The following is a 20,812-nucleotide window of genomic DNA, read 5'->3' as shown; positions in this document are numbered from 1 at the left end:
CCCATTGCAAACCCGGTGACAATTGGATCCGGCAGGACCATAGCCCAGACCAGTTAAAAATGCTTCTCGCTGAAATTATCCCTCAGGTCTGCGACATCTCCGCCACCGGCGGTATCAAAAGCGACGCATCGCCATAGGAAAAGAAGCGGTAGTTTTCTGCCAGCGCATGGTCATAAATCGCCCGGATCCGGTCCTGCCCCATCAGCGCCGAGACCAGCATCAACAGCGTCGATTTCGGCAGGTGGAAATTGGTCATCAGCGCATCCGCCACATGGAAGGTGAAACCGGGATAGATGAAGATATCGGTATCGCCTTCCCAGGGCTCTATTGCACCGCTCTGCCCGGCGCTTTCGATCAGCCGCAGCGCCGTGGTGCCAACCGGGATCACCCGGCCACCTGCGGCCTTGGTTGCGGCAATCTCGGCGGCGGCCTCGGCGCTGACGCGGCCCCATTCGGCGTGCATCCGGTGGGTGGTCACATCCTCGACCTTGACCGGCAGGAAGGTGCCTGCCCCCACATGCAGGGTCACATAGCTGATCTCGACCCCCATGGCCTTCAGCTCTGCCAGCAGCGCCTCGTCGAAATGCAACGAGGCTGTCGGCGCCGCCACCGCGCCGGAATTGCGCGCCCAGACGGTCTGGTAATCGGTCTTGTCCTGCTCATCCGCTGGCCGCTTGGCCGCGATATAAGGCGGCAGCGGCATTGCCCCCGCCTCGGCCAGAGCCGCATCGAAATCGGTGCCACTCAGATTGAACGTCAGGTAGCCCTGCCCGTCCTCGACCCGCTCCAATGTCGCGCTCAGCGCCTCGGAGAACACGATCTCCTCGCCCGGTTTGACCTTCTTCAGCGGCTTCAGCAGCGCCGCCCAGCTGCCATCGGCGCCGGGATCCAGCAGCGTGACCTCCACTTTGGCGGCCATCGGCCCCTGTGCGGTGTCGCGGTGGCGCAGCCCGCTCAGCCGCGCGGGAATCACCTTGGTGTCATTCAGCACCAGCCGGTCACCGGGGCGCAGCCACTGGCCCAGATTGGCAACACGCGCGTCGCAGATGCTATCGCCCTCGGCCACCAGCAGCCGCGCGGAACTGCGCGGCACTGCCGGACGGGTGGCAATGCGGTCATCGGGGAGGTCGAAGTCAAAATCACTGAGTTTCATAGGCTGCGATATAGGCTGTTGCGCGGCCCTTGGCCAATAGGTTTTGCACCTTTGTCCGCGATCGGCACACCGTCCATGGATCGCCTTAGAATGGCCCATGGATGGTCCGATGGCAGCGGGTCGCCCTAGCGGTCTTCGCCCGGCGAAACCGAATAGCTCGGCCTGTCGCGTTCGGCGCGCGGCACGGCGGGGGCTGGCGGCTCCTCCCCCGGCAGCCGCGGCGCCGGTCCGCGAAACAGCTCGCGGAACATCCCCGGCGCCAGCCCCGACAGCGGGTTCACCTGCACCTGAGGATCATCCGCCGTGCCCTTCAGCGTAAAGGCAAAGCCGATCAGCCCCTCACCCTTGCGGGTAAAGACGCGGCCGATGGCGTTGAGCAGATAAATCGGCGAGACCACCCCGCGCATGTTCAGCACGCTGCGCTCCAGATCGTAATTGCCGTCCATCGACAGGCCGATCGACGGCCCCACCGCGCTGCTTTCATGGACAATCAGATGGGTCGCCCCCAGCCTGAACCTCGCCTCCACCGTGGTGAACAGAATGCCCTGCCCGGCCAGCGCGTCGATCAGCCCGACAACGCTGACCGCATTCAGCAGCGCCGCCATTGCGGGGGCGTCCTTGATCCGGGTGTTCTTGACCTCGATCTGGCCGTCATATTCGCCGGGGGCGCCGGGGGCCGGCACCAGCGACATGTCGAATGTCCCGCCAGAGCCATGGCGCAGCACCCCCGCCGCGCGGAACACCCCGCCGGCATCCTGAGACTGGATCCGGGTGGCAAAGCCGCCATCCTTGGGCACCACCACGCCGCTGACCCCGGTCTGCCCGTTCAGCGCCGCGGTGAAGTTGCCGTTGACACCGCCAGTGGTGGAAAACCGCCCGGCAAAACCGGTGAGCGCGATACTGTCGGTGACCTGCATCCGGTCCAGTTGCAGGCTGATCGGCCCGGTGCCGCCAGAGGCACCACCGCTGCTGCCACTGCCGCCGGAACCATCGGGCATCTGCCGCAGATCCAGCACCCCGTTCAGCACATTGATGGCCGGCGACCGCGCGCCGCGCCCCACCAGATCGACAGCGCCCCGGAACCAGCCCTGCAGGTCAACGCGGTCAAACCGCGCCCGGCGCAGACCACCGCCCGGCTCCAGCGTGATGGCACCGGCCGCCCGCAGCCCCGCCGCCTCCAGCGACAGCGCCTGCACATCCGGCGTCTCCCCAAGGGTCGCGCTGAGTTTCAGCTGGCCGGTGCCTGCCTCGCTCAGCCGCCAACTCAGCGCCGGAATGCGCAGCCCCAGCCCCGCAAGATCGCTTTCCAGGGTCAGCCGCGGCGCTTGCCCCTTGTCGATCACCACCTCATAACGGCCTTCGCCGCGTCCGAATACCGATCCCGCAGGCAGGCCGATATCAAACGTATCAATCGTGTTCTGCGACAGTTCGATGGTGCCGCTGACCCGCACCGGCGCGGCCCCGCCCGCAGCCGCAAGCACCCGCTCCGCCGCCGGTCCCACCGCCTGCCGCCAGATCAGGCTGCCCGGCACCCCGGAAAGCGCGCCACCGCCCTCGATCTGCACATGGTCCTGATTGCCGCTCAGGCTCAGGGCCTTCGCCGCCACGCGCTGACCCGGCACCAGCACATCGCTGCTGACATCACGCAGGCGCCCTCGGTAGTGATAGGTGATCTCCTCGGGCGTGACGCCCTTGCGCAGGGGCACCGCCAGCGTGCCGCTGATCGCAACCTGCCCCGTCGCCAGATCCACCGGCAACCCGGCCTTGTCCATCACCGACAGCGGCGGACGGTTGAGCAGCGACAGCGCCGCCGTCACCGGGCCTGTGGCCTCGATCCGGGCAATCCCCGGCGCGCCGTCCTTCACCGAAGTGTCAGGAATGATGAACGACGTACCCGCCGCATCCACGCGCCCGCCCTGATCCGCCGTCACCCAGCCCTTTGTCGCCATCACCACCAGACGGTTGCCATAAAGGCTGAACTGCCCCGCCGCATCGCGCAGCGGCGGCAGCGTTTTCTGAAACCGGACCGCCGCCTCCTCGAATGCCAGATCCAGATAGACAAACGGCTTTGCCGTGCCCTGGCCACGCAGCGCGAAATTCACATCGCGCGCATAGCCTGCCAGCAGGTTCTCGCGCACCCATTCGCGCGGCTTTGGCGGGGCTGCGGCAGGCCAGACCTCTTTCAGCCGCTCGGCGGTCATCCGGTTGGCGCGTCCGTTCAGCGCGTAATCCCAGCCGGTCTGCCCCGCCGAAATCTCGCCATCCAGCAGGATCCGCGTCTCACCGTCACGCACCAGCATCTCGCCCAGACGCAGCCGAAACGGCGCCATCTCCAGCTTGAAATCCGCCGTCACCCCCGCCAGATCCAGCGGCGCCTCATAGAGTTTCGCCGGATTGAGGCTCAGGTCCTGAAACCGCAGCTGCCCCACCAGATCGGTGAGCTGGCCGTTCTCCACCCCGATCAGCCGCGCCCGCCCCTCCATCGAGCCGGAGCCCCAGCCGCTGTTCACCGACAGCTCGTTGAACTGCAGCTCCTGCCGCGCGGGCAGATAGGTGAAATAGCTCTGCGCGCCGGTGATCGGCACCGGGCGGGTGGCGGCGGTGGGCTGGATCACCCCCTCGCCAATCTGCAAGCTGGCAGAGACCGGCAACAAGGCACCCTCGCTGCTGATGGCACCGCGCAGAGAGCCCGAAATCGGCGCGTCCAGAACATCCAGCCAACCGAGCGCGGCGCTCTGGGCGGCGATATCATTGCTCGCCACCGAATTGACCAGGACACCGAAATCCGCCGCCTTGTCGCCAATGGCTGACCTGTAATTCGCCTCGACCGTGCCGACATAATCGCGCCCGCTCAGCAGCGAGAACCCGGCGGCCAGCTCAATCTCCTGTCCGCTGCGGCCCATGCGGATGCTGCCGCCATCCAGCGTCCAGACCCGACCCAGCCGCGCGTCCTCATAGCGTAGGGTCAGCGCCTCGGTCTCCACCGCAACCAGCGCCGACAGCACCGGCAGTTCCAGCTGCCGGTCCCATTGTTCGATCAGCGCAGGCAGGGTGGCGGCCTGCCGCAGCGGCGCCTCCCCCTCGGCCAAACTCAGCGCCAGACCGCCACTGTTGTCGCGCCGCAGCGTGCCGTAAAGACCGCTCAGCATGATCGTCTTGGGTCGGATCTGCCCGCGCAGCAGCGGCCGCATCGCCAGCGAGGCCTGCGCGTCCGCCAGCCGCGCTACCCGCGCGCCGGTCTCATCGCGCAGGGTCACATCGCGCAGGCTGACACGGGGCCGCCAGCCCCTGTTCACCACCAGATGAATGGCACCGAATTCAATGCTCAGACCGCCGAGGTGCTGCTCGATCCGCCGCTCTACCCGGTCGCGCAGCCAGTCCGGCGCATCTATGCGCGTGCCCAGCCCGAGAAAGACAACCCCGCTTGCCAGCAGCGCCAGCAGCACGGCGGTGATGGTCGCACTGCGCAGCATCCGCCGCAGCAGTCGCCGTTGGGGCCGCGCGCGCGCCGTCGCCGCGGGCGGCAGATCAGCCCCTGCCGCCGCAGGAATGCCCAGATCCCCGGCCGAAATCCCGTCCGACGCACGAGGCCCCGGCACCGCCTGTTCCACCGGTTCTGCCGGTGGCGCCTCATCGGGGCCCAGATAGACAACCCCCTCCGGCGGCGGCACCGCGCGCGCAACAGCCACATCCTCATCCGCCGCAGCCCCATCGGGTGCAGCCTCCTGCGTGGCCTGCGCCGACACAGAGGAAGATGGCTCCCGCTCGGGATCCACCGCTATGGGTGAGACCGGTTTAATCCTTGCTTTCCCTTTGCCCGTGATGGCCTAACTATGGCACGCAAACCCTGCGAAACCGTTTTGGAGACCTTAACTTATGCTCGCCCCCTCAGACCCAGCGCCCTCCTTTAACCTGCCCCGCGACGGCGGTGGCACCGTGACGTTGGAGGAGCTGCGCGGCAAGGCCGTTGTCCTGTTTTTCTACCCCCGCGATGATACCCCGGGCTGCACCAAGGAATCCATCGGATTTTCCGAGCACCTGCAGGCCTTTGCCGATGCCGGAACCGTGGTCTATGGCATCTCCAAGGATCCGGTTGCCAAACACGACAAATTTGTCGCCAAACACGGGCTGACCACGCCGCTTCTGTCCGACGCCGACGGCACCACCTGCGAGGATTATGGCGTCTGGAAAGAAAAGAACATGTACGGCAAGAAACACTGGGGGATCGAACGCTCGACCTTCCTCATCGATGCCGAGGGCAATATCGCCCGGATCTGGCGCAAGGTGAAGGTTGACGGCCATGTCGCCGAGGTGCTGGAGGCGGCGCAGGCGCTCTGAACGCCGCCCCATCCCGCCAGCCATTCCGCCCACCGTGCCGGCCGCCCCGCTGATCCAGATCGGCCTGACGCGGGGCCGCCTATCGGGTTGCGCGCCACAGCCGCCGGTGGCAGGGAGGGACAAGAGCAGCCCACCGCCAGTAACGGACCCGCCCAGATGACCAGCGACGCCCCGCAGACCGCAGCCGAGACCACCGCCCCGCTCACCCTTGCGCAGATGGCGCAGCAGGTGCTGACCACCGCCGACGGACGCGAGAAAACCGCGCTGTCGCGTCGCCACGCCGCGCACTGGTTTGCCTCGCGCGCCGGTGATGCGGATAAGATCGAGATCGGCACCGCCAACCCGCCGCTGCACCCGGCCCGCCCCGAGCGCCCGGAGCTGCTGAACCCCCGCGATGTGCCGCGCCGCCGCCCCGGATCAGAGGCCGGCCGCAAGGCGCTGCTACATGCGGTAGCCCATATCGAACTGAATGCGGTGGATCTGCACTGGGACATCATCGCCCGCTTTTCTCATGTGCCGATGCCGCTTGGCTTCTTTGACGACTGGGTCAAGGCGGCAGATGAAGAATCGAAACATTTCAATCTGATGTGTGATTGTCTTGAGGCACTGGGCAGCCATTACGGAGATCTTCCGGCCCATGCCGGCATGTGGCGCGCCGCCGAGGACACCGCCGAGGATCTGATGGGCCGGCTCGCCGTCGTGCCGATGGTGCTTGAGGCGCGCGGCCTGGATGTGACCCCCGGCATGATCGAGATTTTCCGCAAGGCCAAGCTCACCCAGGCGGTTGATGCGCTGGAGGTGATCTACGCCGAAGAGGTCAGCCATGTGGCCTATGGATCGAAATGGTTCCATTTCCTCTGCGGGCGCGACAATCTGGACCCGAAAGAGGTCTTTCACGATCTCGTCGGTCGATATTTCCATGGCCATCTGAAACCGCCCTTCAACGAGGAAAAACGTGCCGAGGCGGGCATCCCGCCAGATTTCTACTGGCCGCTCACCGAAGATAACCCGATGAAGCCCCGGGCCCTGCGCTAGGCCACCCACAGCCACAACAGGTGCGGGGCGCGGCGCCATCGGCTCTGCGAAGTGGCCAATAGCGCGCGCTCCCAGCGGCCTGCGCAGGACGCCGCAGACGGTCCAGCAACCTGACCTGAACACCCCTCCGATCCGGTAAGCCTGCCCCGTGTCGGCAGCCGACCGCCGCAGCCCCATTACCGGCCTCACACCCCGGATCGGGCGGTTATCGGCGATTTTTCGCTCATTCACCCGCTGATCTTCGCCCTGCCGCGCGGTTTCCGCGCCCTCCCGCCGAACACCGGGCCAACAGGCTTGCCCAAATTCCTCCGGCTGGCTATTCCCTTTCGCCATGGCGCGTATCTGCGCGTCCAGGCACTGCGACAGGGGCGCTCCGAGGGGGACCGGAACCGACCGTCACACCGGCAGGAGGAGCGCCGGTACAGGCAGTGCGACAACTGGGGCAGGACAAGGACCAAAGCGTGCGAACACGTCTGGCAATCAAAATTCACGCATTTCTTGAACGTCGTTTCCCGGAGCGACGTGTGTTCCTTAAATCCGACACGGATACCCGTTTCATCCGGCTGCGCTCCGAAACCCAGCTCATCGCCTTTGCCGGCATGGCGCTGCTGGTGGCCTGGTCCATCGTCGCCACCGCCATCGTGCTGATGGACAGCATCGGCTCCGGCAATTTCCGCGAACAGGCCAAGCGCGACCAGATGACCTATCGTGCGCGGCTCAATGCGCTGTCGAGCGAGCGCAACGACCGCGCCGCCGAGGCGCTGGCCGCCCAGGAACGGTTCAACGCCGCTCTGACGCAGATTTCTTCCATGCAATCCGAGCTGCTGGCCTCCGAGACCCGCCGCCGTGAGCTGGAAACCGGCATCGAGGTGATCCAGACCACTCTGCGCCAGACCATGAAGGATCGCGAAGCCGCCCGCGACGCCCTCGCCGCGCTGAAACAGGAAACCGCCGCCGACAGCCCGGCCCAGCTGATGGCCGTCAGCGCGCCCGTGCAGATGGAATTCATGGCCGAGGCGCTGGCCGAAACCGCCGCGGAGCGTGACCAGATCGAAGCCAATGCCCAATCCGCGCTTGAACAGCGCGACGCGCTGGAGCTGGAACTGCGGCTGATGGATGAGCGTAACGATCAGATCTTCCGCCAGCTGGAAGAGGCGATGGAAGTCTCCGTCGCCCCCCTCGACAAGATGTTCCGCAGCGCCGGAATGCCCACCGACCGTATCCTTGAACAGGTCCGGCGCGGTTACAGCGGTCAGGGCGGTCCGCTCAGCCCTTTAGCCCTGTCCACGCGCGGTGAGGAACCCACCCGCGAAGAGCGCAGAGCCAACGACCTGCTGCACCAGATGAACCAGCTGAACCTTTATCGGCTGGCCGCGCAGAAGGCGCCTTTCGCCTCGCCGGTGAACCTCAACCTGGTGCGCCGCAGCTCCGGCTTTGGTTATCGTCGCGACCCCAAAACCGGCGGCCGCCGCCTGCACAAAGGCTCCGATTTCGCCGGACAGACCGGCACCGATATCTTTGCCACCGCCGATGGCGTGGTGACTCATGCCGGCTGGCAATCCGGCTACGGAAAACTTGTGACAATTCAACATGCCTTTGGCATTGAGACGAAATATGCCCATAATTCGAAACTCCGCGTGAAGGTCGGTCAAAGGGTCTCGCGCGGGGATCACATTGCTGATATGGGTAACACCGGACGGTCCACCGGGACCCACCTCCACTACGAGGTTCGGGTCAATGGCAACCCCGTAAACCCGATGATCTATATCAAGGCTGCGAGAAATGTTTTCTAAAAGCAAAATCAACGAGCCCGGCCAGAAAGCGGCCGAAGCAACCCCTGCGGCACCTGCGCCGTCTTCCGCTCCGGTTCCGCCCGCCAGCGATTTCAAGGCCACCGCGCCCAAGGCCAAGCCACCGGCCTCCGTGCTCAGCTCGGATCTGCACATCACCGGCAACCTCAAGACCACCGGCGATATCCAGGTCGAAGGCACGGTCGAAGGCGATATTCGCGCCCATCTGCTGACCATTGGCGAAAGCGCCACCATCAAGGGCGAAGTGACCGCCGATGACGTGGTGATCAATGGCCGCATCGTCGGTCGTGTGCGCGGCCTGAAGGTGCGCCTGACCTCGACCGCCCGCGTCGAGGGCGACATCATCCACAAGACCATCGCAATCGAAAGCGGCGCCCATTTCGAAGGCTCCGTGCAGCGTCAGGACGACCCGCTGAACCCCGGCAAAGCCGCAGCGCCCCGCGCCGCAGCCCCGGCACCGGCCCCCTCCGCCGCCGTCTCCGCAGCCACCGCCGCGCATAAAGCCGAGAGCTGATCCGAGCCTTCCATCGGCCGTATCGACAAAAAATCAACGCCGCAGGTTCCGCCTGCGGCGTTTTTGCTGCGCCATGGTCATCTGCCCGTCTGACCCGACTATCCCAGCACGCGGACGCGACGTCGCCCGGTGAATGCAGCGCGATTCTTAGGCGCGGATCTTGCAGGCATAGGTTGCTGAGTGTACGAGACCGTTAAAGTTGCAGGCATTTGGTCTGCTGCATCTCTCATCAGGATCTCTTTCTGTTATGGCAATTTTTACTGTAAATGATCCCACCGGAACGCTGACCCTGGATGGCATCAACGATCTTGGGTTTGCAGGTCTAAGCCTGAGTAGCCGAACCAGCAACCGGCTGTACTTTACCTCCCCCAGCGATACCTCGGTCACCCTGACCGGAACCTTCACCTCATCCTCTCCCTACCTGTGGACCGTGAACTCCATGTCCGTGGCGACCGGCAGGACAACGGTCTATTCCTTCAGCGAATTTTCGATGAACTTCTATCGGTTCGCCTCGTCCAGCGGCAGCGCTCTCGAAGCTGCGCTGCTGACCGGTGATGATACCATCACCTCCAACATGACCGAGGGCAACCGCTGGCTGGCCTATGGCGGCGACGATGTCATCAGCCTTGGCACCGGCAATGACTATGTAAATGGCGGCACTGGCACCGATCGTTTGATCATCAACGACAATTTTGGCCGCGCTTCCGCGTCGTCCTTCTATGGAACCATCACGCTGGAGTCCGCCGATGGCCGCGACACGCTGGTGTCGATCGAACAGCTGCAATTTGCCAATCGCAGCTTCGCGCTGCGCACCGGCAGCAGTTTCGACAACACGCTGAGCGGCGATCAGGATGCCCAGCTGACCAGCGACATGATGCTTGGTGGACGTGGCGCCGATACGCTCTCTGGCCTCTCCGGGCGCGACATGCTGCTGGGCGAAGAAGGCAACGATCGCCTGCTCGGCGGCACGGGCCATGACACGCTGAAAGGCGGCGATGGGGATGATCTCCTGCTTGGCGGCACCGGGCGTGACTGGCTGGCTGGCGATCTTGGCAACGATATTATCGTCGGCGGGTCCCACGGTGACAAACTCATCGGCGGCGGCGGTAATGACCAGCTGCGCGGTCAGTCAGGTCACGACCTCCTGCGCGGCAACTCCGGCCAGGATACACTCCTGGGCGGCCAGGGAGACGACCGCCTCTATGGTGATGGCGGCAGCGACCGGCTGATCGGTCAGGAGGGTGACGATACGCTGACCGGCGGCGCTCACGCCGATACCTTTGTCTTCCATCGTGGCTATGGCAGCGATGTCATCACCGATTTCACCCTTGGCGAGGATCTTATTCAGATCGGGCGTGGCGCGGATGGGGTCGAGGATCTCACCTTCACCCAGCTGGGCGCCGATGTTCAGATTGCCTTTGCCGATGTCACCATTCTGGTCGAGAACAGCACGCTTGAGCAGATCGAGGCGGCGGACAATTTCCTCTTCTGAGCGATATCGCAGATCAGCACTGACCACGGGCGCCCCCAATCGGGGCGCCTTTTTCAATACCACAGGCGACAAGTCCGCGATGCACACGGTGCAGAGTTTTCGCAACAGAATTAACAAAGGTTAATTATTCGTTAACCCGAGACTTCCCCGATCCAGACCCGCCCCCTAGGTTCCCGACAAAAGCATCAAAAAGATGCAACGGGCATTCAGGCAGCAGGTCAGACCATGGCAGAGCTTTTTGTAGCGGCCGCGTCAAATATGGCGCCGCCGTTTGATTTCAACGACTTCGACTTTACCAAAGTGGCTGTTCTCAGCACATCCGAGACCCAGATCGCCGTGCAATACCGCGACTTTGTGCTGGTGTTTCAGGGCAGGTTCACCTTTGACGAGACCGGCAATCTGACTGCGGACAGCCCGCTCAACAGCTTTACCCTGTTCCACCACCAGACCCTGATCCTGTCGGTCAGCGGCTTCAGCCTGCCCTCGCAGATGATTGCCACCAGTGACCTTTATTCGCTGCTGGCACTGGCGCTGGCGGGGGATGACACCATCACCTCGGCCTGGAACGGTGGCGAGCGGATCCAGGGGTTTGGCGGCAACGACACCATTCAGGCAGGCGGCGGCAATGATACCATCATCGGCGGCCCCGGCGAGGATGAGCTGCGACTGGCGGAGGGGATCACCAGCTACAGCTTTGCCTTTGACGACATCGCAGGCGCGCAGCTCACGACGCGGGCCGGACCGGACCTGCTGCTCAGCGTGGAGACGGTGCGCCTCGCCACCCAGACCTTGCATATTCAGGAAGGCGGCAGCGCCGACGATATCCTGACCACCCGAAACGCGGCGGAGAGCAACAGCTCCGACATGATCCATGGCCGGGGCGGCAATGACAGCATCACCGGCGGCGCGGGTAAGGATTTCCTGCTGGGCGGCACCGGCGCCGACACCCTGTCGGGCGGGCGCAACAATGATTTCCTCGACGGCGAGCTGGGGGACGATCACCTCTCCGGTGAGGCCGGTCACGACAACCTGCGTGGCAGTCTTGGCAATGACACGCTGATCGGCGGCGCTGGCAATGACACCCTGCGTGGCGACAACGAGATTGGCCCGGCCGAAAATGCCAATGACCTGCTGATTGGCGGCAGCGGCCACGACAGCCTTGACGGCAACGCAGGCCACGACACGCTGAGGGCCGGTAGTGGCGCCGATACGCTTGATGGCGGCGACGGCAATGACCGGCTTGACGGTGGCAACGGGCGCGATCTGATCATCGGCGGAACCGGCGACGACAGCCTGACCGGTGGGCGCGGCAATGACACGATGACCGCCGGTACCGGCAGCGACCGGCTCAGCGGCGGCGGTGGCCACGACGTGATGCGCGGCGATGCCGGCGATGATCTCCTGCTGGGCGGGCGCGGGCATGACACGCTGTTTGGCAGCGACGGCGCTGACCGGCTCATCGGTCAGTCCGGCCATGACCGCCTGACCGGCGGCAGCGGTGCCGACAGTTTTGTCTTTGGCCGTGGTTCCGGTCAGGACACCATCACCGATTTCCGCCTTGGCGAGGATGTGATCGAGATCACCCGCGGTGCAACCCGCATCGACCACCTTGGATTTGCACAGCTCGGCGCGGATGTGCGCGTCACCTTCGCCAATGTCTCCCTGCTGGTCGAAGACGTGACCGTCGATCAGCTAATGGACACCGATAACTTCCTGTTCTGATTAGATACCGCTCTCAGAATATGGCTATGGGCGCGCCTTTGCCGGTGCGCCCTCTTTTTCGTGCAGAACTCGGTTGTGCACCGCCTCCTCACTCCAGCATCCAGCGCCCCTTGGGCCAGAAAGCATGATAGGCAAAGGCAAACATCACATCATGGGCCAGATCCGCACCGTTCTGTCCCCGCACCCGCACCGATCCGACGTCGCGCCCCTTGCCCAGCTGCCCGGCATCCAGCGCCGAGGCCTGCCCGGCCCGCCAGCTGAGGACCACCCCCGCCTCGCGGATTTCCCCGGCCGCCGCCAGTCGCGCCAGGGGCCAGGCCCGGTCCCCCACCCGCACCACACGCGCCAGCGGCGCGATACCATGGGGCGGCGGCGCGCCATCATAAAGAAACGGCCAGTTCGACCGGTCATAGCCCTGATAGGGATTGCGGCCATAGCTGCGGTTGTGGCGCGGCTCAGCCATCACCAGACCCTTTGGGTAGGCGGCGCGAAATGCCTGCCAGCTGTCCAGCCAGCTCGGCAGCTGACGCAGCTCCCGGCCCGTCATTTCGCCCACGATGCCGGTGCCCGTGGCCTGCTGCCACCAGCTCTCGCTCTCGCGGTCATACATCACCATATCGGACTGGCGCAGCTTGCCGGTGACGCCAAAGCTCAGGGTGCGGCCAGCCACCCGCCGGTCAAAGCTCATGGCGGAATTGCACAAGGGACAATAGGTGATCGCAACCGGCGTGCCACCGACACGGTCATTGACGATTTCATGCCAGATCAGGTAGCGCAGCGGATAGGCCCGCGCCGCCTGCCCCGGCAGATCCAGCACCACCACCGGTTCGGCGGGACTCAGCCCCGTCACCTGCGCCGCCGGGTGAAACGCCGGATCGCTCAGCGCCGGAATGCCATCCTTTGGCGGACCACCGGATTTGATCTCATCCCAGCTGGCCACGGCGGAGCGGCTGAAATCGGTCTGCGGCCACTCCCGCGCCCATTGCGCCGGATCAGCCGCCGCAACAGCGCCCAGCATCACCAGCAAAGCCGCTAGCACAGCGCCGACCGTCCCAGCGCGCAGCGGATCCCGTTTCCCTATCGCCAGCCGTGACATCTCTGCGCTCCCCCTTGACCTGCGACCAGCTTCGCAACTGATCTTGAGGCGCACAGCCTGCCGCAAAATCCCCTCACATGCACCGCACAAGCCCGTGACAGGCGCGCGTATCCCAGGCTGAAACAGCAAACGGCCCGCACCACGCAGGGTACGGGCCGTTGCAATATATATCAGGTCAATCCGGCAGGCCGGATCGCAGGATCACTCAGTCACTGTGACGGTTTTCATCACGTCGGGCTGGCCGACAACGGCGCCGTTCTGACTGCTGCTGCCGCGCTTGATCGCGTCAACCACATCCATGCCCTCGGTCACCTTGCCCACAATGGTGTACTGACCATTGAGGAAATGCCCCGGCGCAAACATGATGAAGAACTGCGAATTGGCGCTGTCGGGATCCTGCGAGCGGGCCATGCCGACCACACCGCGATCGAACTCCAGATCGGAGAATTCGGCCGGCAGGTCCGAGCGCTCGGAACCGCCCATGCCTGCGCGGCGCATATCGCCACCCAGCTTGCCGAATTCCACATCACCGGTCTGCGCCATAAAGCCTTCGATCACGCGGTGAAACACCACGCCATCATATTTGCCCTCGGCTGCCAGCGCAGTGATCTGCTCGACATGTTTGGGGGCCACATCCTCGAACAGGTCGATCTTGATGGTGCCATTGGCGCCCTCGCCCTCGACCGCGATCTCCAGACCGCTAGCCAGCGCAGGCCCCGCCATCAGCGCAAATACCGCTGCCAGCTTATACATCGGCTGCCACCTTGACGCTGATCATGCGGTCGGGGTTCGCAGGCGGCTCGCCACGGGTGATCGCATCGACATGTTCCATACCTTCGATCACGCGGCCATAGACCGTGTACTGACCGTTCAGGAAATGGTTGTCCTTGAAGTTGATGAAGAACTGCGAATTGGCCGAATCCGGGTTGGCGGAGCGCGCCGCGCCCAGCGTGCCACGGTCATGCGGCAGCTTGGAGAATTCCGCCGGCACATTCGGCAGGTCAGAGCCGCCGGTGCCTGCCATGCGCAGGTTGAACCCGTCTTCCATATCGCCGTGCTGCACGTCGCCGGTCTGCGCCATAAAGCCGTCGATCACCCGGTGAAACGCCACATTGTCATATTCACCGCCACGGGCCAGCTCTTTCATGCGTGCGCTGTGCTGGGGGGCCACATCGGGCAGCAGCTCGATCACCACCTTGCCGTCTTTCAGCTCAATGATGATGGTGTTTTCGGGATCCTTGATCTCGGCCATGTGGCCCTCCTGTGCTTTGCATTCGCCCGATAGTTAAGCCCCGCGCCGCCGATTGCCAAGGGAGCTTTGGTCACGGAGCATTGACTGGGCGGCAAAAAGCCCCGAAACATCGCGCCAACAGCGCCAGCCCGCCTCCGCGCGACTGGCCTCGCACAGCACGACCAACACACGCGACCAACAGAAGGATATGATCATGGGCTGGACCGCACTCGACAAGATGGACCTGGCAGGCAAGCGCGTTCTGGTGCGCGTCGATATCAATGTCCCGGTCGAGGATGGCCGCGTCACCGATGACACACGCATTCAGCGCGTCGCCCCAACGGTCAAGGATATCCTCGCCAAGGGCGGCACCCCGATTCTGCTGGCCCATTTCGGCCGCCCCAAGGGCAAGGTTGTCGCAGAGATGTCGCTGCGCCCGCTGGTGCCCGCCCTGGAAGCCGCCTTCGACGCGCCGGTGACCTTTGCCGCCGATTGCCGTGGCCCCGCCGCCGAGGCCGCGCTGGCGGGCCTGCCCGCAGGTGCCGTACTGCTGCTGGAAAACACCCGCTTCCACGCGGGCGAGGAGAAGAATGACGCCGCTCTTGCGGCTGAGATGGCCCAGCTGGGCGATATCTATTGCAACGATGCGTTCTCCGCCGCCCACCGCGCCCATGCCTCGACCGAGGCGCTGGCCCGTCTGCTGCCCGCCTGTGCTGGCCGCCTGATGGAGGCTGAGCTGACAGCGCTTGACGCAGCCCTCGGCCAACCCCAGCGCCCGGTCACCGCCGTGGTTGGCGGTGCCAAGGTCTCCACCAAGCTGGAACTGCTGGGCAACCTCGTCGGCAAGGTCGACAATCTGGTGATCGGTGGCGGCATGGCCAATACCTTTCTCGCCGCACAGGGCATTGATGTCGGCAAGTCGCTTTGCGAGCACGATATGGCCGACACCGCCCGCGAGATCCTGACCAAAGCCGAGGCCGCAGGCTGCAAGATCATCCTGCCCGTCGACGTCGTCGTCGCACGCGAATTCAAGGCCGGGGCCGACAATGAAACCGTCGCCGCCGACGCCTGCCCCGCCGATGCGATGATCCTCGACGCAGGCCCGCAGACTGTCGCTGCCGTCGCCGATACACTCTCCGCCTCCAAAACGCTGATCTGGAATGGCCCCATGGGCGCCTTTGAAATCGCGCCCTTCGATGCCGCCACCAATGCCGCCGCACAACAGGCCGCCGCGCTGACCAGATCCGGTGCGCTGGTCAGCGTCGCGGGGGGCGGCGATACCGTTGCGGCCCTCAATCAGGCCGGGGCCGCGGCTGATTTCACCTATATCTCCACCGCGGGCGGTGCCTTCCTGGAATGGATGGAGGGCAAGACCCTGCCCGGCGTCGCCGCACTGGAGGGCTGAGCCGAATCTGCCACCTGTTGCAGGCCGGAGGCCGGTACCGCCGCCAAAAGGTTAAGATCGCGGAGACCCGCAAGATCCGTTAACCACTTGTTAACACCTCGCACCCCTGCCATCCGGTTGGGGTGCGTTTTTGCGTCAGAATGTTCATAATTAACAATTTTCACCTTTCACAAACCATGATGCCTGTGGCAGTATTGTTGCAGACGCCGGGTAAACCGGCGCGAGACTTGAGCAGCAGATCATACAGGCCATCACCGTGACCCGAACCAATCGTCCCTCTCTGGGTGCATTCGTCTTTTCCACGATTGCATTCGCGCTGAGCGCATATTTCACCTTCGCTGCCGTGCAGGGGGATTTCGGGTTGTTCAGGCGGGTCGAGATCCAGGCCGAAGTGGAAGCGCTGCGTCAGGATCTCGACCAGCTGAAGCGTGAGACCGCGCAGATGGAGAACCTCACCCACCGGCTGTCCGATGATTACCTCGATCTGGACCTGCTGGATGAACAGGCCCGCTCCGTTCTGGGCCTGCTGCGCTCGGATGAAATCGTCATCCGCTAGACAGCCGCCCCGGCGCAGACCGCTCTGAAACATGTGATCGCCCGCAGCCTCGCTCGCGGGCGTTTTGCTGTCCGGCGGGCGCAAGGCTGCGCCGCGCAATGCCAGCCGATACCCCACGCCGCAGGCCAGCCCCCGATCAGCCCTCAGGTCAACGCCCCGGAACACCGCTGAAACACTGGTGAAACACCATCGCCTTTACCCCTTGGTGACGGCACGTCATAATAACACTCGCATGACGTAACAAAATCCATTATGAACTAGTTTAGCATTAAACTATCTAGCCTTAAGGGGGAGCCCGCCACTATGGCTGCGAGAAAAAGTGTCAAGAAACCAAACGTTTCTGCCGAAGAGCTACTCGAGTACTACCGCGAGATGCTGCTGATCCGGCGATTCGAGGAAAAGGCAGGCCAGCTCTATGGCATGGGTCTGATTGGCGGCTTCTGCCATCTCTACATCGGACAGGAAGCGGTTGTTGTCGGCCTTGAGGCCGCCGCCGAAGAGGGCGACAAACGCGTCACCTCCTACCGCGACCACGGCCATATGCTGGCCTGTGGCATGGACCCCAACGGCGTCATGGCCGAGCTGACCGGCCGCGAAGGCGGCTACTCAAAGGGCAAAGGCGGCTCGATGCACATGTTCTCGAAAGAGAAACATTTCTACGGCGGCCACGGCATCGTCGGCGCGCAGGTGCCACTGGGCGCAGGCCTCGCCTTCTCCGACAAATACAAAGGCAACGACCGCGTGACATTCGCCTATTTCGGTGATGGCGCCGCCAACCAGGGTCAGGTCTACGAGACCTACAACATGGCCCAGCTCTGGGATCTGCCGGTCGTCTTCGTGATCGAGAACAACCAATACGCCATGGGCACCTCGGTGCAGCGCTCGACCAAATCCCCCGCCCTGTGGAAACGCGGCGAAGCCTACGGCATCAAGGGCGAGGAAGTCGACGGCATGGATGTGCTGGCCGTGAAAGAGGCCGGCGAACGCGCCGTCGCCCACTGCCGCGCAGGCAAAGGCCCCTATATCCTTGAGGTCAAGACCTACCGCTACCGTGGCCACTCCATGTCCGACCCCGCCAAGTACCGCACCCGCGAAGAGGTGCAGAAAATGCGCGAGGAACGCGATCCCATCGAACAGGTCCGCGACATGCTGCTCACCGGCAAACATGCAAGCGAGGACGACCTCAAGGTGATCGACAAAGAGATCAAGGACATCGTCAACAAATCCGCAGACTTCGCCAAGGAGAGCCCGGAACCGGCGCTCGATGAACTCTGGACCGATATTTATGCGGATGAGCTGCCGCAAGAAACCGCCTGAGGGGACGTAATACGATATGGCAACTGAAATCCTGATGCCCGCCCTGTCGCCGACCATGGAGGAAGGCACCCTGGCCAAATGGCTGGTCAAAGAGGGCGATACAGTAAATTCCGGCGATATTCTGGCCGAGATCGAAACCGACAAGGCGACGATGGAATTCGAAGCCGTTGACGAAGGCGTCATCGGCAAGATCCTGATCGGTGAAGGCACCGAGAACGTAAAGGTGAACAGCCCGATCGCCGTGCTGCTGGAAGACGGCGAAAGCTACGACCCCGATGCGGCCCCTGCAGCATCCGCGCCCTCCACAAGCGAAGCGCCGGCGGCAGAGGCACCTGCGGCGCCCACAACCGCCGCCGCTGCTGCCGCAGCCCCCGCCGCACCCGAGGTGGACACCACCCCGGACTGGCCCGAGGGCACCGAAGTGGTGCAGACCACGGTCCGCGAAGCCCTGCGCGACGCCATGGCCGAGGAAATGCGCCGCGACGGCGATGTCTTCCTGATGGGCGAGGAAGTCGCCGAATATCAGGGTGCCTATAAGATCTCTCAGGGTCTGTTGGACGAATTCGGCTCCAAGCGCGTGATCGACACCCCGATCACCGAACATGGTTTTGCCGGCATCGCCACCGGTGCGGCCTTTGGCGGTCTGCGCCCGATTGTGGAGTTCATGACCTTCAACTTCGCCATGCAGGCGATTGACCACATCATCAACTCTGCCGCCAAGACGCTCTATATGTCCGGCGGTCAGATGGGTGCACCGATGGTGTTCCGTGGTCCCAACGGTGCCGCTGCCCGCGTGGGCGCGCAGCACAGCCAGGATTACGCCGCCTGGTACATGCAGATCCCCGGCCTGAAGGTGGCGATGCCCTACTCCGCCTCCGACGCCAAGGGTCTGATGAAAACCGCGATCCGCGACAACAACCCGGTGATCTTCCTCGAGAACGAGATCCTCTACGGCAAATCCTTTGAAGTGCCGAAGCTGGATGATTACACCGTTCCCTTTGGCAAGGCCCGGATCTGGCGGGAAGGCACTGACGTCACCATCGTCTCCTTTGGCATCGGCATGACCTATGCGCTGGAAGCGGCGGAGAAACTGGCCGAGGATGGCATCAGCGCCGAGGTCATCGACCTGCGCACCCTGCGCCCGATGGACACCGGCTCCATCATCAAATCGGTGATGAAGACCAACCGTCTGGTTACAGTTGAGGAAGGCTGGCCGCAGGGCTCTGTTGGCAGCTATATCTCCTCCGTGGTGATGCAGGAGGCGTTTGATTACCTAGACGCCCCCGTCATCACCTGCACCGGCAAGGACGTGCCCATGCCCTATGCCGCCAATCTCGAAAAACACGCGCTGGTCACCACCGATGAGGTGATCGAAGCGGTGAAACAAGTGACCTACCGGTAAGGAGAGACAGCGATGCCCACAGAAATCCTGATGCCCGCCCTCTCTCCCACCATGGAGGAAGGCACCCTTGCCAAATGGCTCGTGAAGGAAGGCGACACCGTCGCCTCCGGCGACCTGCTGGCAGAGATTGAAACCGACAAGGCGACGATGGAATTCGAAGCCGTCGACGAAGGGGTGATCGGCAAGATCCTGATCCCCGAAGGCAGCGAAGGCGTGAAGGTCAACAGCCCCATCGCCGTGCTGCTGGAAGAGGGCGAAAGCGCCGACGACATCGGCGCCACCCCGGCTGCCCCCACCGCCGCGGCAGACGAGGCCGCCCCGGCGGCGTCCGAGGAAGCCGCCCCGGCCTCTTCCCCGGCGCCGGCAGAGGCCGCCGCTGCGGCAACACCCGCGCCCGCAGCCCCGCAGGGCGCCGATGGCAACCGCATCTTTGCATCGCCCCTGGCGCGCCGTATCGCGGCTGACAAAGGGCTGGATCTGGCCGCCATCTCCGGCTCCGGCCCCCGTGGCCGCATCGTGAAGGCCGATGTGGAAAACGCCAAACCACAGGCCGCCGCCGCCCCGGCAGCAGCCACTCCGGCAGCCGCCGCAGCCCCTGCCGCAGCCGCCGCCCCCACAGGCCCCTCCGCCGATCAGGTCGCCCGCATGTACGAAGGCCGCAGCTATGAGGAGGTCAAACTGGACGGCATGCGCAAGACCATCGCCGCCCGCCTCACCGAGGCCAAGCAGACGGTGCCGCATTTCTACCTGCGCCGCGACATCCAGCTGGATGCGCTGCTGAAGTTCCGCGGCGAGCTGAACAAACAGCTCGAGGGCCGTGGCGTCAAACTCTCGGTCAACGACTTCATCATCAAGGCCTGCGCCCTGGCGCTGCAGGCCGTGCCGGATGCCAATGCCGTCTGGGCCGGTGACCGCGTGCTGAAGATGGAGGCCTCCGATGTGGCGGTCGCGGTCGCGATCGAGGGCGGCCTGTTCACACCCGTTCTGCAGAACAGCGAGACCAAATCACTCTCGACGCTGTCGACGGAGATGAAAGACCTCGCCAAACGCGCCCGCGACCGCAAGCTTGCGCCGCATGAATATCAGGGCGGCAGCTTTGCGATCTCCAACCTCGGCATGTTCGGCATCGACAATTTCGACGCCATCGTGAACCCGCCGCACGCAGGCATCCTTGCCGTCGGCGCAGGGGTGAAAAAACCGGTTGTCGGTGCGGATGGCGAACTGGCCGTGGCCACCGTCATGTCGGTGACCATGTCCGTCGACCACCGCGTCATCGACGGCGCACTTGGCGCCGAACTGCTGAACGCGATCAAGGACAACCTTGAAAACCCGATGATGATGCTGGCCTAAACCGCCACAGGTCAACTGGACAAGCAAAAGGAAAGGACCGGCGCAGCGCTCCGGTCCTTTTTTGTGGAGCGGGTGTCTTGTTTTGTGGAACGGGTGCCTTGCTCAAAAGGCCACTTAAGCCTCCCGCACGCGGGCGCAGCTGGACGATTGCCAGAGACAGCGACGCGCAGACAGCGACAATTGCAAAGTGGCAGGATCTGGCAACTGGGCGGCGGACGCATGCTGTATGAGCAATGAGAACAGCAGACCTTCGCCGCAAGCGCATCAACCAACCACAATCGAACGGAGGGGGTTCGGACGATGTTAGCTTTCGCTGACTGGGCAAAAACATCTATTCGCTTAAGGGGAGCAGCCTTGTGGCGCTAGGTTCAGGGGAGATGGTAGCGGACT

At 64.0% G+C, this 20,812-nt stretch carries 16 protein-coding genes; 11 read left to right on the top strand and 5 right to left on the bottom strand.

Features of this window, described 5'->3' with window-relative positions:
- Positions 1-82: 82 nt before the first annotated feature.
- Positions 83-1,153: a tRNA preQ1(34) S-adenosylmethionine ribosyltransferase-isomerase QueA gene (gene queA / locus VXL81_RS07765; RefSeq protein ID WP_416534840.1), complete on the bottom strand. Its 1,071-nt coding sequence runs from the start codon at positions 1,151-1,153 to the stop codon at positions 83-85.
- Positions 1,154-1,278: 125 nt separating this feature from the next.
- Entirely contained in the window at positions 1,279-4,929 is a 3,651-nt protein-coding gene (locus VXL81_RS07760) for a DUF3971 domain-containing protein (protein WP_416553656.1), read from the bottom strand.
- A gap of 100 nt (positions 4,930-5,029) precedes the next feature.
- Between VXL81_RS07760 and VXL81_RS07755 the strand changes: the two genes are divergently transcribed.
- From VXL81_RS07755 to VXL81_RS07730, 6 genes are all read left to right on the top strand, one after another.
- Complete coding sequence (locus tag VXL81_RS07755; RefSeq protein ID WP_340545742.1) at positions 5,030-5,491, top strand: peroxiredoxin; 462 nt, start codon at positions 5,030-5,032, stop codon at positions 5,489-5,491.
- A gap of 156 nt (positions 5,492-5,647) precedes the next feature.
- Positions 5,648-6,526 carry a ferritin-like domain-containing protein gene (locus VXL81_RS07750; RefSeq protein WP_416553654.1) on the top strand — a complete coding sequence of 293 codons (879 nt, stop codon included), beginning with the start codon at positions 5,648-5,650 and terminating at the stop codon, positions 6,524-6,526.
- Between the two features lie 461 nt (positions 6,527-6,987).
- On the top strand, positions 6,988-8,319 hold the full coding sequence (locus VXL81_RS07745; RefSeq protein ID WP_340545744.1) for a DUF5930 domain-containing protein: 1,332 nt from the start codon (positions 6,988-6,990) through the stop codon (positions 8,317-8,319).
- Positions 8,309-8,851, top strand: a complete 543-nt coding sequence (locus VXL81_RS07740) for a bactofilin family protein (RefSeq protein ID WP_416534837.1) — start codon at positions 8,309-8,311, stop codon at positions 8,849-8,851. The genes VXL81_RS07745 and VXL81_RS07740 overlap by 11 nt, the downstream gene beginning before the upstream one ends.
- Positions 8,852-9,098: 247 nt before the next feature.
- Positions 9,099-10,343: a calcium-binding protein gene (locus VXL81_RS07735; RefSeq protein ID WP_416542216.1), complete on the top strand. Its 1,245-nt coding sequence runs from the start codon at positions 9,099-9,101 to the stop codon at positions 10,341-10,343.
- 225 nt (positions 10,344-10,568) lie between these two features.
- On the top strand, positions 10,569-12,065 hold the full coding sequence (locus VXL81_RS07730) for a calcium-binding protein (protein ID WP_416553652.1): 1,497 nt from the start codon (positions 10,569-10,571) through the stop codon (positions 12,063-12,065).
- Between the two features lie 88 nt (positions 12,066-12,153).
- On the opposite strand, the gene VXL81_RS07725 is transcribed toward VXL81_RS07730, so the two are convergent.
- The 3 genes from VXL81_RS07725 to VXL81_RS07715 form a co-directional block, all read right to left on the bottom strand.
- The gene (locus VXL81_RS07725) at positions 12,154-13,161 is read right to left on the bottom strand and encodes a DUF3179 domain-containing protein (RefSeq protein WP_416553650.1); all 1,008 of its coding nucleotides are present in this window, start codon (positions 13,159-13,161) and stop codon (positions 12,154-12,156) included.
- Between the two features lie 201 nt (positions 13,162-13,362).
- Positions 13,363-13,914, bottom strand: coding sequence for a peptidylprolyl isomerase (locus VXL81_RS07720; protein WP_340545748.1), 552 nt, complete (start codon positions 13,912-13,914; stop codon positions 13,363-13,365).
- On the bottom strand, positions 13,907-14,413 hold the full coding sequence (locus tag VXL81_RS07715) for a peptidylprolyl isomerase (RefSeq protein WP_416553648.1): 507 nt from the start codon (positions 14,411-14,413) through the stop codon (positions 13,907-13,909). Before VXL81_RS07715 ends, VXL81_RS07720 begins: the two co-directional genes overlap by 8 nt.
- Before the next feature lie 193 nt (positions 14,414-14,606).
- Between VXL81_RS07715 and VXL81_RS07710 the strand changes: the two genes are divergently transcribed.
- The 5 genes from VXL81_RS07710 to VXL81_RS07690 all read left to right on the top strand — a co-directional run bounded on the left by VXL81_RS07710 (position 14,607) and on the right by VXL81_RS07690 (position 20,422).
- Positions 14,607-15,797: a phosphoglycerate kinase gene (locus VXL81_RS07710; RefSeq protein ID WP_340545750.1), complete on the top strand. Its 1,191-nt coding sequence runs from the start codon at positions 14,607-14,609 to the stop codon at positions 15,795-15,797.
- Between the two features lie 256 nt (positions 15,798-16,053).
- Positions 16,054-16,353 carry an FtsB family cell division protein gene (locus VXL81_RS07705; RefSeq protein WP_340545751.1) on the top strand — a complete coding sequence of 100 codons (300 nt, stop codon included), beginning with the start codon at positions 16,054-16,056 and terminating at the stop codon, positions 16,351-16,353.
- A 303-nt stretch (positions 16,354-16,656) separates the two neighbouring features.
- Positions 16,657-17,670 (top strand): pyruvate dehydrogenase (acetyl-transferring) E1 component subunit alpha, encoded by a 1,014-nt coding sequence (pdhA, locus tag VXL81_RS07700; protein ID WP_340545752.1) that lies wholly within the window; start codon positions 16,657-16,659, stop codon positions 17,668-17,670.
- 16 nt (positions 17,671-17,686) lie between these two features.
- Positions 17,687-19,072, top strand: coding sequence for a pyruvate dehydrogenase complex E1 component subunit beta (locus tag VXL81_RS07695; protein WP_416553646.1), 1,386 nt, complete (start codon positions 17,687-17,689; stop codon positions 19,070-19,072).
- A 12-nt stretch (positions 19,073-19,084) separates the two neighbouring features.
- Entirely contained in the window at positions 19,085-20,422 is a 1,338-nt protein-coding gene (locus tag VXL81_RS07690) for a pyruvate dehydrogenase complex dihydrolipoamide acetyltransferase (RefSeq protein ID WP_416553644.1), read from the top strand.
- The last annotated feature ends 390 nt before the right edge of the window (positions 20,423-20,812 follow it).

It is taken from the genome of Phaeobacter sp. JH204B, from assembly GCF_048055755.1.
In the GTDB taxonomy this organism is placed as follows: Bacteria; Pseudomonadota; Alphaproteobacteria; order Rhodobacterales; family Rhodobacteraceae; genus Phaeobacter; species Phaeobacter bryozoorum.
This window is presented reverse-complemented; position numbering and strand designations above follow the sequence as displayed.

Coding starts and splice junctions, on each gene's coding strand:
- VXL81_RS07690 (WP_416553644.1), top strand. CDS start 19,085: ATGCCCACAGAAATCCTGATGCCCGCCCTCTCTCCCACCATGGAGGAA.
- VXL81_RS07755 (WP_340545742.1), top strand. CDS start 5,030: ATGCTCGCCCCCTCAGACCCAGCGCCCTCCTTTAACCTGCCCCGCGAC.
- VXL81_RS07715 (WP_416553648.1), bottom strand. CDS start 14,413: ATGGCCGAGATCAAGGATCCCGAAAACACCATCATCATTGAGCTGAAA.
- VXL81_RS07695 (WP_416553646.1), top strand. CDS start 17,687: ATGGCAACTGAAATCCTGATGCCCGCCCTGTCGCCGACCATGGAGGAA.
- VXL81_RS07710 (WP_340545750.1), top strand. CDS start 14,607: ATGGGCTGGACCGCACTCGACAAGATGGACCTGGCAGGCAAGCGCGTT.
- VXL81_RS07725 (WP_416553650.1), bottom strand. CDS start 13,161: ATGTCACGGCTGGCGATAGGGAAACGGGATCCGCTGCGCGCTGGGACG.
- VXL81_RS07730 (WP_416553652.1), top strand. CDS start 10,569: ATGGCAGAGCTTTTTGTAGCGGCCGCGTCAAATATGGCGCCGCCGTTT.
- VXL81_RS07740 (WP_416534837.1), top strand. CDS start 8,309: ATGTTTTCTAAAAGCAAAATCAACGAGCCCGGCCAGAAAGCGGCCGAA.
- VXL81_RS07750 (WP_416553654.1), top strand. CDS start 5,648: ATGACCAGCGACGCCCCGCAGACCGCAGCCGAGACCACCGCCCCGCTC.
- queA (WP_416534840.1), bottom strand. CDS start 1,153: ATGAAACTCAGTGATTTTGACTTCGACCTCCCCGATGACCGCATTGCC.
- VXL81_RS07735 (WP_416542216.1), top strand. CDS start 9,099: ATGGCAATTTTTACTGTAAATGATCCCACCGGAACGCTGACCCTGGAT.
- VXL81_RS07720 (WP_340545748.1), bottom strand. CDS start 13,914: ATGTATAAGCTGGCAGCGGTATTTGCGCTGATGGCGGGGCCTGCGCTG.
- pdhA (WP_340545752.1), top strand. CDS start 16,657: ATGGCTGCGAGAAAAAGTGTCAAGAAACCAAACGTTTCTGCCGAAGAG.